General features: G+C 52.5%; 11 protein-coding genes. 8 read left to right on the plus strand and 3 right to left on the minus strand.

Translation table 11 applies throughout. The annotated features are described in order from the left end of the window. Nucleotides 1–36 precede the first annotated feature (36 nt). Entirely contained in the window at nt 37–249 is a 213-nt protein-coding gene (locus tag IOQ59_RS05835; RefSeq protein ID WP_193952334.1) for a hypothetical protein, read from the plus strand. Between the two features lie 104 nt (nt 250–353). Continuing rightward, nucleotides 354–581, plus strand: a complete 228-nt coding sequence (locus IOQ59_RS05840) for a hypothetical protein (RefSeq protein ID WP_193952335.1) — start codon at nt 354–356, stop codon at nt 579–581. Between the two features lie 112 nt (nt 582–693). Here IOQ59_RS05840 and ald read toward each other — a convergent pair whose 3' ends face one another. Next, on the minus strand, nt 694–1,809 hold the full coding sequence (ald, locus tag IOQ59_RS05845; protein WP_193952336.1) for an alanine dehydrogenase: 1,116 nt from the start codon (nt 1,807–1,809) through the stop codon (nt 694–696). 418 nt (nt 1,810–2,227) lie between these two features. On the opposite strand from ald, the gene IOQ59_RS05850 reads away from it, so the two are divergent. Then, nucleotides 2,228–4,036 carry a GGDEF domain-containing protein gene (locus IOQ59_RS05850; RefSeq protein WP_193952337.1) on the plus strand — a complete coding sequence of 603 codons (1,809 nt, stop codon included), beginning with the start codon at nt 2,228–2,230 and terminating at the stop codon, nt 4,034–4,036. A 17-nt stretch (nt 4,037–4,053) separates the two neighbouring features. On the opposite strand, the gene IOQ59_RS05855 is transcribed toward IOQ59_RS05850, so the two are convergent. Continuing rightward, entirely contained in the window at nt 4,054–4,905 is an 852-nt protein-coding gene (locus tag IOQ59_RS05855) for a LysR family transcriptional regulator (RefSeq protein ID WP_193952338.1), read from the minus strand. A 312-nt stretch (nt 4,906–5,217) separates the two neighbouring features. Between IOQ59_RS05855 and IOQ59_RS05860 the strand changes: the two genes are divergently transcribed. Then, nucleotides 5,218–6,267, plus strand: coding sequence for a methyltransferase domain-containing protein (locus tag IOQ59_RS05860; protein WP_193952339.1), 1,050 nt, complete (start codon nt 5,218–5,220; stop codon nt 6,265–6,267). 102 nt (nt 6,268–6,369) lie between these two features. After that, nucleotides 6,370–7,023, plus strand: a complete 654-nt coding sequence (locus tag IOQ59_RS05865) for a glutathione S-transferase family protein (RefSeq protein ID WP_193952340.1) — start codon at nt 6,370–6,372, stop codon at nt 7,021–7,023. Between the two features lie 578 nt (nt 7,024–7,601). On the opposite strand, the gene IOQ59_RS05870 is transcribed toward IOQ59_RS05865, so the two are convergent. Continuing rightward, complete coding sequence (locus IOQ59_RS05870; RefSeq protein WP_193952341.1) at nt 7,602–8,471, minus strand: ATP adenylyltransferase family protein; 870 nt, start codon at nt 8,469–8,471, stop codon at nt 7,602–7,604. Between the two features lie 167 nt (nt 8,472–8,638). On the opposite strand from IOQ59_RS05870, the gene IOQ59_RS05875 reads away from it, so the two are divergent. From IOQ59_RS05875 to IOQ59_RS05885, 3 genes are all read left to right on the plus strand, one after another. Further along, nucleotides 8,639–9,994 carry a cache domain-containing protein gene (locus IOQ59_RS05875; protein WP_193952342.1) on the plus strand — a complete coding sequence of 452 codons (1,356 nt, stop codon included), beginning with the start codon at nt 8,639–8,641 and terminating at the stop codon, nt 9,992–9,994. A gap of 23 nt (nt 9,995–10,017) precedes the next feature. Continuing rightward, the gene (locus IOQ59_RS05880; protein WP_193952343.1) at nt 10,018–10,695 is read left to right on the plus strand and encodes a response regulator transcription factor; all 678 of its coding nucleotides are present in this window, start codon (nt 10,018–10,020) and stop codon (nt 10,693–10,695) included. Between the two features lie 231 nt (nt 10,696–10,926). Then, nucleotides 10,927–11,907 (plus strand): TAXI family TRAP transporter solute-binding subunit, encoded by a 981-nt coding sequence (locus tag IOQ59_RS05885; protein ID WP_193952344.1) that lies wholly within the window; start codon nt 10,927–10,929, stop codon nt 11,905–11,907. Nucleotides 11,908–11,922 lie beyond the last annotated feature (15 nt).

Raw genomic sequence — 11,922 nt, forward strand, 5'->3', positions numbered from 1 at the left:
CTCGCACTTAGCAGAGGGTTGCTTAGGAGTCATACCATGAGTTCTCTCGGGCTGTTATTTATTGCGTTGGTTGCGACCTGGTGTGTCGGTGGTGTGAGTGCGGTGCGGTTGTTGGGCCGTTACTACCACCGGAAGGGTGAACAGTTCTGCGATACCCATGCGCTTGCGATTGCTGAGGTGCAAGCTTGTGTGTTTTTCCTCGGTCCCATGGGGTGGTTAGGGGTTTATCTACTCACAGAGAAAAAGTGATGCTGCCAACGGGCATCGGTCCCGCAGGAAAAGCGATCTGTAGCGGCGTTCACGTGTACCGCCCTTGCTATACTTTAGCCAGCAAACCGACCGGGAGTGCTCTAATGCGCGTTCAGTTACTGGTGACCAGAACGGACTTTTCGGTGCCAAACCTAGAGAAGGAGTTCAAAGACCTGAGGGTGGGCTATGAAATAGCGTACCTTGAGGATCACCCTGAGCTGGTTGAGACCTACAATATCCGCCATTCCCCCAATATTCTGATCGACGGTAAGTTGGCATTTCGTCATCAAGCCTCGGAGCAAGAACTGCGGCAGTATTTCGACACGATGTAATACGAAGCATCAATCTCTTCTAGCATGCCGATATCTATTGGGCACAAAAAATCCGGTATTCCTCGCGGTATACCGGATTTTTAGTTTCAGCGTTTAGCTATTAATCAATAGATTAAGCGATCGCTTCTTCAGCAGGTACGTAGTCGTAGCCCAGATCTTTCGCGACTGCTTCGTAGTTGATGGTGCCGCGGTGTACGTTCAGGCCGTTTGCCAGATGTGCATCATCACGCAGTGCCTGTTTGTAACCTTTGTTCGCCAGTGCCAGTGCGAATGGCAGTGTTGCGTTGGTCAGAGCGAAGGTAGAGGTGCGTGCTACGCCGCCTGGCATGTTCGCTACGCAGTAGTGAACCACGTCTTCTACGATGTAAGTTGGTTCCTGATGCGTGGTTGCACGAGAAGTTTCGAAGCAGCCACCCTGATCGATTGCAACGTCGACCAGTACCGCACCGTCTTTCATCTTCGTCAGCATTTCACGGGTTACCAGCTTAGGTGCTGCTGCGCCCGGAATCAGTACTGCACCAATCACCAGATCTGCGGCAACCACTTCCTGCTCTACGCTTTCAGCGCTGGAGTACAGGGTTTTCAGCTGTGGGCCGTACAAAGCATCCAGTTCTTTCAAACGTGGCAGGGAGCGATCCAGAATCGTAACGTCTGCGCCCATACCCATGGCCATACGTGCAGCGTTGATACCCACAACACCACCGCCGATCACAACAACTTTAGCTGGTGCTACACCCGGTACGCCACCCAGCAGGGTGCCGAGGCCAGACTGTGCTTTCTCCAGGGAGTGTGCGCCTGCCTGGATTGCCATACGGCCAGCCACTTCACTCATTGGTGCCAGCAGTGGAAGACCACGGTTTTCGTCAGTAACAGTTTCGTATGCGATGGCAACTGCGTCGGATTCGACCAGCAGTTTGGTCTGTTCTGGGTCCGGAGCCAGGTGCAGGTAGGTGAACAAGATCTGTCCTGGGCGCAGCATGCGGCATTCGTTTGGCTGTGGTTCTTTTACCTTAACGATCATGTCAGCGCTGGCAAAGATCTCTTCAGCCGTGTCGATCAGTTTGGCGCCTGCTGCTTCATACTGTTCGTTGGTCAGGCCGATAGCTGTACCGCCATCACGCTGAACAATAACATCATGGCCCGCAGCAACCAGCTCGCGTACACCAGCAGGGGTCATACCAATACGGTATTCGTGGTTCTTAATCTCTTTAGGTACACCAATCAACATACGAAATCTCCGGATCTTTATTGCTTTTGTTTTTAGGAAGTAAATCTAGGTTATCACTGGTTGTTCGATTTATTTTTTTGAAGATTTTTTATTAGCAGGAAAAAATATCGCAATGCTGCGGTTTATCCAGAAAATTTAAAGGCGCAAAAAATGTGCCTGATTGGTCAATAAATATACCGCTCTTAAGTCGTATATAACGCATACCACTTAAGAGGGATTTTCCGAGATTGATCTGTTTTGTCCGCTTCTGAACGCTGCGGTGCAGCATTCAGAGCATGATGCCATCGCGTGCGAACATACTATTTATAGGGATGATTTTGTTGGGCCGGTGATTCGGGGTGTGATCTCTGCGGGTGTCACCTCACTGCAATCTGCATGTTGTAGCGTGGTTTGAACTGACAGCGCATTGGAGTGAGACATGGAGAAGAGGTTAGGCTCGGGTTCGGACGAAATGGTTTACCTCAAGAGGATTCTCAATGAGGACCTCCTTCATCCCCACTTTCAACCCATTGTGGATCTGCGGCGCAATGAAGTGGTTGGCTATGAGGCCCTGATTCGAGGACCTTCTGGTTCTGATCTTGAATATCCTGATGCGTTGTTCCGTGTCGCCATCGAGCAGGGAATGCAGAATGAGCTTGAACTTGCCTGTCGGCGGGTGACCCTGCAACGTTACGCAGAGCTCAGACCTGACGCTAAGTTATTTCTGAACATCAGCGCCTCCCTTTTAAGCTCGACGGAACATCAGACCGGCTTCACTGAAGAGCTGTTGCGCGAGTTGGATATCCCGACCCGCGATATTGTTATCGAGATCTCAGAACAGCATCCGTTTGATCACTATGGCCTGACTGCGGCAGCGGTGCAGCATTACCGTGATATGGGGTTTGCGATTGCGATTGATGATCTGGGAAGCGGTTACTCGGGTTTGAAGCTCTGGTCGGAGCTACGCCCGGAGTACGTCAAAATCGATAAGCACTTTGTCTCCAATATTGATCAGGACCCGGTGAAAAAGGAGTTTGTGCGCTCTATCTGTAATATCGCGCAAACGATGCGTTGTAACATCATTGCTGAGGGGATCGAACGCAGTAATGAACTGAGAGCCTTGCAGCAACTGGGTGTGATGATTGGTCAGGGCTATTTGCTAGGCCGTCCCGGTGTGGTCCCCACTTTTGAGCCAGATACGTTTTTGCCCGATGCCAGTTATTGGGAGGCCAATGCTGAGAGTCCGCAAGACATCAGTGATACCGCATTTAGCTTATTGAAATCCTCTCCGACTCTCGCGCCTGATGACAAAATCGGTTTTGTCAGTCAGTTGTTTCGGCAGAATACAGAACTGACCACAATCCCGGTGCTGGTGGGAGGTAAACCGATCGGTGTGGTGTTAAAAAGCGAATTGCTGGAGATGTTTTCATCACAGTACGGGCGTGCCCTCTACGAGCACAAACCGGTGAGTAAGATGCTCAGTCAGAACGTGCTGGTAGTTGAAAGCACGACGACGCTGGCCCGCGTCTCTCAGATTGTGACCGATCAGGATGAGTTTGCGCTAAAGCAGGACATTATTATTACGCAGGAAGGCAGCTATCTGGGGATGGGCAGTGTGCGCGATCTGTTGAAGCGTATCACCGAGCTGAAGATCCGCAATGCGCGTTACGCGAATCCGTTGACGTTGCTGCCGGGCAATGTGCCGATCAACCGTGAGATTGATTTAATGCTGCGCCAGTTAATTGATTTCCGGGTGGCATACTTTGATCTGAATAACTTCAAACCTTACAACGACTGCTATGGCTACTCAAAAGGTGATCAGGTTATTCGGCTGATGGGCGAGCTGCTTAACCGGCATGCATCCGGCAACCATAACTTTGTTGGGCATATCGGTGGTGATGACTTCGTGGTGATCTATCGGGGGGATGGCTGGCAGGAAAGTTGCGAGCGCATCATTAAGGAGTTTGAGGATCTGGTGCGTTCTTTCTATTCGCCTCAGGATCTGCAGCGTAAGGGGATAGAAGCGTTGGATCGTCACGGAGAACCCCGGTTCTTCCCACTATTGGGGCTGGCGATTGGTGTAGTACACCCGGATGCGGGGCGTTGTGATTCACACAACGAGGTGGCCGAGCTGGCGTCACAGGCTAAGAAAGAGGCCAAAGCGCTGCCGGGTAGTGCAATTTTTGTCTCACGGCGACGTGGCGGCGGAGATCTTCCAGAGACGTTGTGTGAGTATGCTGTGGGTTAGGCGCTATCATCCGCGCTTCAGCTGTCTTCTTTTTTACCGAATGCGTCTGATATGCGCATCGCGCCCACGGTCGTTAATACGGGGTGGGGGTGAGGCGCCAGCGCCAACACAATATCGATCGCCGGGAGGTCTGGCAGGTCGCTGCTTTCCAAGACCGTTAAGTCCTTGGAAACCGTTGAGCGTGCCAGCGCGCTGATCGCGATCCCTTTGTGCAACAAACCTTTCAGAGCGGTAGCGCTGGAGGAGGTGGCGATCAGTTGATAGGCACGGTTCTGTTTTTCCAGTGCATCAATGGCGGTACTGTGAAATTTACAGTCGGCGTCATAGAGCACCAGCGGCAGTACATCCCGTGCTAACAGTTCAGGGTACCCGCCGTGAGTCCAGACACCTTTGTCATGTACCAGCAGGTAACCTTCATCGTTTTCCGGTGCGCGGGTCAGAATCGCCGCGTGGATCTCGCCGCGATCCAATAGGGCACGTAGGCGGGTACTGCTGGCGCAGAGGATGCTGATCTCCTGTTGAGGATGAGTTTCCAGCAGAAGGGCGATCAGTGTGGGCAGGACAGAATCAGCATAGTCATCGGGGCAGCCGAGCATCAGTGGCGGGTGATCGCTACGGTGTTTGAGGTCGCTCAGGGCCTGATCGTGAATCGCCAGTAACCGTCGGGCGTAGCTGGCCAGTTTACGGCCATGTTCGGTCAGACCCAGATTACGGCCTTCTTTGATGAACAGCTCCTTGCCGGTCGCTTCCTCCAGCTTCTTCATCTGCATACTGATCGCACTTTGGGTCCGGTGGATCTGCTTGGCGGCACGGGTAAAGCTGCCGGTATCCACAAAAGCGATAAAGCTGCGCAGTGCTTCGATATCCATCGTTTATCCCTTGGTATCCATGTCGGTGGCGATGATTGCCCGTGTTGTCGCAGTTGTTGTGGCGAGGGTGTCATCCGCTGAAGGTCGTGCGCTGAGTTATAGCCGAATTGAAGGAGGGGAGCAATCTCACCCGAATTGTTGTCATTATGTGGTTCGGATGTGGTTAGAGAGTGCAGAGATGATGGCTGACGGTGTTCAAGAACCGCCACAACGGGATATATTACCCGCTCTCGATAGTGATCAAATCCAGTATTTTCGATACAGGGGTATCCGTTGGATATCCGTGATGGGCTCAGTAATAAAGGTAGAGTGATGCACGAACAGGTTCAGGAATACTACGGTGAGGTACTGCAGGGCAGTGATGATCTGCAAACAAACGCCTGCTGCACAGATGATTCAATGCCACGCTTTGTTAAAAATGCCTTGGCGAAGGTGCACGATGAGGTCATGGCGCGCTACTACGGCTGCGGTCTGGTCGCACCGGAACAGCTGAAAGGCTGTGCAATTCTTGATCTTGGCAGCGGCAGTGGCCGTGACTGTTATGTGTTGTCGCAGTTTGTGGGCGAATCCGGTCGTGTCGTGGGTGTGGATATGACCGACGCGCAGCTGGAGGTGGCGAACCGACATCTGGCCTATCATCAGGACACCTTTGGTTACAGCGAAGGCAATGTCGAATTCCACAAGGGCTATATTGAAAAGTTGGATGAACTGGACCTGCCGGATAACAGCTTCGACGTGATCGTCTCCAACTGTGTGATTAACCTGAGTCCGGATAAAGAAGCGGTGTTTCGTGAAGCTTACCGTCTGCTGAAGCCGGGTGGCGAGTTGTATTTCTCTGATGTTTACGCGGATCGCCGTGTGCCGGAATCACTCAAATCTGATCCTGAGCTTTATGGCGAATGCCTCTCCGGTGCACTGTACTGGAACGATTTCCTGCGTCTGGCGAAGAAAGCGGGTTTTGCCGATCCGCGTCTGGTGGAAGATCGCCCGATCACCATCGACAATGAACGAATCGAGCAGAAGATCGGCCATATCGGGTTTTACTCTGCCACCTACCGTCTGTTCAAAATTGCGGAGCTGGAAGATGCTTGTGAAGATTACGGTCAGGTCGTGGTTTATAAAGGCACCATCGAGCATATTCCGGAGGTGTTTGAGCTGGATGCGCATCATAGTATCCAAAAGGGTAAGGTGTTTCCGGTGTGCGGAAATACCTGGCGGATGCTGCACGATACCCGTTTCCAGGAACACTTTGATTACATCGGCAACTGGGACAACCACTACGGTATCTTTGATGGTTGCGGCACCTTGATGCCCTTCGAGACAGACACTCAGGGTGAGAGCAGTGGCGGCGGTTGCTGCTGATCCATCAGTGTTACGAATAGGTGGCATCAATACTATTCGTTAGTTTTTGCACCAGCGAACGGTAAGAATACCTGCACTTTCAACGGAAGCAGGTACTTACTCATGGAACTGATTGTTGGCAACAAAAACTACTCTTCATGGTCGTTGCGCGGCTGGCTGATGCTGGCCGCATTTAATCTCGACTTCAAAGACACCCGCCTGCTGCTACATACCGATACGTTTTACCGCGAGCTCGAAAAGCTGGGCGTGGCCGGCAAAGTGCCGGTGCTGCTGGACGGTGATTTGACCGTATGGGACTCTTTGGCGATCTGCGAATACGTCAGCGAAACCTATCTGGATGGCCGCGGCTGGCCTGTGGATAAAGCCGCCCGTGCTGAGGCGCGCGCTGTGGCGAACGAGATGCACTCCGGCTTTATGGCGTTACGCAGCGAGATGCCAATGAACTGCCGAGCCAAACGCAGGATCGAGCCATCTGCGGCTGCGATGCAGGATGTGGCACGCATTGATGCGATCTGGTCGGGCTTGCGTGCACGCTTCGCCGATCAAGGTCCTTGGCTGTTTGGCGAATTCAGTATCGCCGATGTGATGTTTGCCCCGGTGGCATCCCGCTTTGAGACCTATGGGATTGAGGTGTCTGATCTGAGCCGTACTTATATGGCAGCGGTGCTGAATCATTCCGCCATGCAGGAGTGGATTGAAGCGGGTAAGCGGGAATCCGAGATTGTTGAATCGGATGAGGTAGGAATAGACGTCTAACCCTCTACCCGACCCTTGTAGCAGCCCTCTCCAAGGGCGACATATCTTGGTCGTGGGAATGTGTCGCGGTCGGAGACCGCTGCTACAGATATAGCTCTGATTCCCGTGCTCCTCTATGGGAATTTGTTCTGGTTCCCACGGTCTCCCGTGGGAATCCATACAGTGGTATACGTTACACGCGAGTTTGGCGGTGTACGGAGATGTGGGTATTTTTCTGGTTCCCACGGTCCCCCCGTGGGAATCCATACAGTGGTTTACGTTACTCGCGAGTTTGGTGATGTGCGACGATCCGGGGCTTTTTCTGGTTCCCATGGTCCCCCGTGGGAATCCATACAGTAGCTTGCGTTACTCGCGAGTTTGGCGGCGTGCGACGATCCGGGGCTTTTTCTGGTTCCCATGGTCCCCCGTGGGAATCCATACAGTGGCTTACGTTACCAGAGAGTTTGGCGGCGTGCGACGATCCGGGTATTTTTCTGGTTCCCATGGTCCCCCGTGGGAATCCATACAGTGGCTTACGTTACTCGCGAATTTGGCGGTGTGCGAAGAAGCGGGTATGGGTGAGATATGCACCTCAGGGGTTAGCAAACGCTCGCCAACACTTTCATCAAACCATGTTCTTTTAGCCTAACCGCTTCCTCTTCTGACCGGACCAGCAAGGCACCGACAAAGGCCAGAGAGTTAAATGAGACGCCCTCGAATGACTCTTTAGTGCGCGGGACCATCAGCATCCACTTGCGGGTGATCAGCAGATTGTAAGCCGAGGTGGTTTGCAGCCCATCGTCTTTAATCTCCAGTTCTTCGCGCAGTTGATTGTAGGTGTTTTTCAAGGCATCGGCGGCGTGGGACGGATCATCAAACAAGCCTTCAGGCAGTTGCATTCCCGAATGACGGAAGCCCAGTTCTAGACGGCTGTTGGGGTGTCCCGGTTTCAGCTGATTCAGGGCGTCAGAGAAGGGCAGCTCCTGACAGGCGGTCATGGGCAGCGGGATCAGTTGCAGGTGTTTGTGCGGTTGGCTGGCACCGGCGATTTTGCCGCCGTTATAAAAGGCCAGTCCGTCGATCTCCTGCATCACCTGCGCCAGTGCCTGAAAATCCCGTTGCTTGATCTTATCTTGCTGAGATTCCATCTCTCGGGTGACGATCAGCAGGTGGTGATCGACGACGTTAAATTTGTTTAGCAAGCAGATATGGTCATCGCCGAGATCGCGTACATACAGGGCTTCGTCATAGGGTTTAAAGGGGTTACGGCGGGTATCTCCCGCTTTCTTTAAACGTTGTGCCGCATCTTCTTTGCGTTTCAGGTTGGAGAGGGTGCGTAGCAAAAAGCTTTGCCCGGCATCCGTGACATGTTCATAGGCTGTGTCGATGGATTGCAATGCACCACTGGCCAGTGCGCCTTGAGTGACTCGTTCTACATCCTGCATCAGTGTGGCTGCTGAATCGTTCATCTGTATTTCCCTGTTATCCCTGCATATCACTGTCGGTTATTCTAATCTGAAAACGATGAGTATTAGTACGCAATCTCTACGTATTACTACCTAGAATAGATCGCAGCTGATGGAATTTTACTCAGCTGTCAGGCACGATGAATTCAATTTGGAATTATCATTCTCCTATGTCACTCAAGTCCAAAATACTCCTGCTGGCGTTGCTACCTCTGATTCTGATGACAGCCGCGATTACGCTGATCAGTCAGCGGCAGGCGCATGATCTGTCGGAACAGGAGATCAGCACCTTCGAAGAACAGTTGCTGGCGGCCAAACGTAACGAGTTGCAGAACTATCTCAGCCTGGCGATGACCTCTATTGCCCATATTGTTGCGGATTATGAGCCGGGTGATAGGGCGGCGGAGTCTGAAATTAAGCGTATTCTGCACAGTCTGACCTACGGTGATGACGGTTACTTTTTTGCCTACGATCAGCAAGGTATCAATCTGGTCCATCCCAAGCAGCCGGAGCTGGTGGGCGAAAACCTGATTAACCTACAGGATCAACGCGGCAATTTTGTGATACGTGAGTTACTGCAAAAGGCACAAGACGGTGGCGGGTATTTTCGTTACCACTGGCGTAAACCCTCAAAAGGCGGACTGGAAGACAAGCTCAGTTATGTGGTGAATATTCCTAAGCTGAACTGGATGATGGGCACCGGTCTGTATGTCGACGATATCGCAGAAGAAGTGGCTAAGACGCGTGGGCTAGTTGACCGAAATATCCGTAACACCTTTTTCACTGTACTGATGATTCTGGCCGGGACGGTGATCATTATTATTCTGATCGGTGTGGCGATTAACGTGCATGCGGGTCAGTTAGCGGACAAGCGGTTACGCGCGATTATCCACAAGTACGTGCAGTTTCAGGTGAATCAGCGACGCAACTTTGCCCGTGAGCTGCACGATGGGATTAACCAGTTGATGGTGTCGGTGAAGTTTCGGATTGAGCTGGGCCGTGATCGACTAGAGTCTGACCCGGCGAGTGCGAAAGAAAATCTGGATAAAGCCGGTGATGTGTTAAATCAGGCGATTCAGGAAGTTCGGCAGATCTCCCATGATCTGCGGCCGAGCCTGCTGGATGATCTGGGGCTGAAAGCTGCGCTGGTGAGTATGCTGGATGATTTTGCTGAACGCACCGGCATCCATAACAATATCCGTTTAGAGTTGCCTGAGCATCGACTGCCCGATGATATTGAGATCACCCTGTACCGTATCGTGCAGGAAGCGATTACCAATGTAGAGCGTCATGCGCAGGCAACTGAAGTTGTGCTCAGAATCTGGCCGCAGGACAATACCCTGCGGATTGATCTTAAAGATAACGGTTGTGGTTTTGCCTTGCCAAACCGCTCACAGCACGAAGGGATCGGTCTGATGAATATGCGCGAAAGGGCCGAATTGCTGGGCGGTAGTTTTGAGATTCGCAGTCGTCCCTCCATGGGCACCCGCGTGCGTGCTATGTTTAGGCTGGAACCTGTAACCTGATCCCAATTTAAGAAGAGAACCTTATGCCTCACATCGGAACCCAGGACAATCCGGCAGTCAGCACCATCCGTATCTTGCTGGTGGATGATCATCCGTTAGTGTTGGAAGGGATCAGTGCCCGGCTGGAAAGCGAACCCGGTATCGAGGTGATTGGGCAGGCCAACAATGGGCAGCAGGCGCTGGAAAAAGCGGCCGAACTCAAACCTGATGTGGTGTTGATGGATATCTCCATGCCGGTGATGAATGGGTTGGAAGCGGCAGAGCATTTTAAGAACGATCAGCCGGAAGCGCGGGTGTTGATCCTTAGCATGCATGAGAACCGCGAATATATTGTCAAGATGATCCAGAGTGGCGCGGCGGGATATGTGTTGAAGGATGTATCATCCGATGAGCTGATTCGTGCGATCCAGACCGTTCATCAGGGTGGGACCTACTTTAGCGCGGGGGCTTCCGAGGCGCTGTTCAGTGAGTTCTCCAAAAGTGACCAGCCCGAAAAACCGGATACCGGTCTGACCAAGCGTGAAGAGATGGTGCTCAAGCTGATCGCCGAAGGGAAAGTAAATAAAGAAGTCGCCCGTGCGTTGGATATCTCCGTGCGTACAGTTGAAACCCACCGTCAGAACATTAAGCAGAAGCTCAATATTCAAACGGCCGCAGGGCTGACCAAGTATGCGTTGGAGCACAACCTGATCAGTTTGTGATTGTGGAATCGGATGGATGTTGGGAATCGCTTAGCTCGTCGCCAACCTACATGGTGTTTGTATATTGTAGGGCAGGCTTCCAGCCTGCCGGCACCCTGAAGGGGTGCCCTACAGGTTTGGTTTAGTTGCCCAGTGTTGGATGCCACTGACGTATTGTTGCTTTCTATGTGACTGGCTCGGAACTTTGATACACTGGCCCATCGCTGATTGTGCAGATCCAAGAGAACAATAATGAGAGATTGGCTGCAGCAACTGACCGGTTGCGTAGTATTTAGCATTGCATTCAGCCTGTGCGCGCTGAACCCCGCCTATGCGGAAAATCGTCTCGTATCTTTAGGTACCGGTGGTGTTACGGGTCTTTATTACCCGGCTGGCGGCGCTTTGTGTCGTCTGGTGAATCTGACCCGAGAGCAGCATGGCATTCGCTGTGCGGTGCGTAATACGCCCGGTTCTGTTACGAATCTTCGAAAAGTCTCCAGCGGCAAGTTGGACATGGGCATTGCTGAAGCGGGCCAGCTTTTCAACGCGGTGAACGGTCGCGGTAAATTTGACCGCCCGGACCCACAACTGCGTGCGCTGATCAGCCTGTACCCAGAATACATCTCAGTACTCAGCCGCACCGACAGCGGCATCAAGAGCTTCGCTGATCTTTACAATAAACGTATCAATATTGGCAAAGAGGGCAGTAGTCAGCGGATCACAATGGCGATGTTGATGACAACACGCAACTGGAGCCTGGATGATTTCGCTGAGGTGCATCAGCTGGCACCGGCGAATCAGGCCGATGCGCTGTGTGAAAACCGCATCGATGCCACCTTATATGTGGTGGGACATCCCAGCGGTGCGATTAAGGAAGCATTGCGTGACTGCGACAGTCAGCTGGTCAGCCTGTCATTGGAAGATATTGAAACCCTGACCACCACCAATCCTCATTATCACCCGCTGTCCCTGCGGGGGGATTACTATGATGCGAGTCAGCCTGATGTCACAACTGCGGGTGTGAATGCGACTCTGTTTACCCGTGCTGATCTGCCGGATGAAGTGGCGTATGCCGTGGTGAAATCCCTGTTCAGTCAGTTCGAGCGTTTCCGCCGCATGCATCCTGCCTTTGTCGACTTAAAGATTGAAGATATGGTGAAGCCGTCTTTGGCGGCGCCCATGCATCCGGGCGCGCAACGCTACTTCCAGGACGCTGGACTGCTCCAGCCCTAACACCTCCGGTAAGTG

It is taken from the genome of Pontibacterium sinense (assembly GCF_015209595.1).
GTDB lineage: Bacteria > Pseudomonadota > Gammaproteobacteria > Pseudomonadales > Balneatricaceae > Pontibacterium > Pontibacterium sinense.

Coding starts and splice junctions, on each gene's coding strand:
- IOQ59_RS05835 (WP_193952334.1), top strand. CDS start 37: ATGAGTTCTCTCGGGCTGTTATTTATTGCGTTGGTTGCGACCTGGTGT.
- IOQ59_RS05840 (WP_193952335.1), top strand. CDS start 354: ATGCGCGTTCAGTTACTGGTGACCAGAACGGACTTTTCGGTGCCAAAC.
- ald (WP_193952336.1), bottom strand. CDS start 1,809: ATGTTGATTGGTGTACCTAAAGAGATTAAGAACCACGAATACCGTATT.
- IOQ59_RS05850 (WP_193952337.1), top strand. CDS start 2,228: ATGGAGAAGAGGTTAGGCTCGGGTTCGGACGAAATGGTTTACCTCAAG.
- IOQ59_RS05855 (WP_193952338.1), bottom strand. CDS start 4,905: ATGGATATCGAAGCACTGCGCAGCTTTATCGCTTTTGTGGATACCGGC.
- IOQ59_RS05860 (WP_193952339.1), top strand. CDS start 5,218: ATGCACGAACAGGTTCAGGAATACTACGGTGAGGTACTGCAGGGCAGT.
- IOQ59_RS05865 (WP_193952340.1), top strand. CDS start 6,370: ATGGAACTGATTGTTGGCAACAAAAACTACTCTTCATGGTCGTTGCGC.
- IOQ59_RS05870 (WP_193952341.1), bottom strand. CDS start 8,471: ATGAACGATTCAGCAGCCACACTGATGCAGGATGTAGAACGAGTCACT.
- IOQ59_RS05875 (WP_193952342.1), top strand. CDS start 8,639: ATGTCACTCAAGTCCAAAATACTCCTGCTGGCGTTGCTACCTCTGATT.
- IOQ59_RS05880 (WP_193952343.1), top strand. CDS start 10,018: ATGCCTCACATCGGAACCCAGGACAATCCGGCAGTCAGCACCATCCGT.
- IOQ59_RS05885 (WP_193952344.1), top strand. CDS start 10,927: ATGAGAGATTGGCTGCAGCAACTGACCGGTTGCGTAGTATTTAGCATT.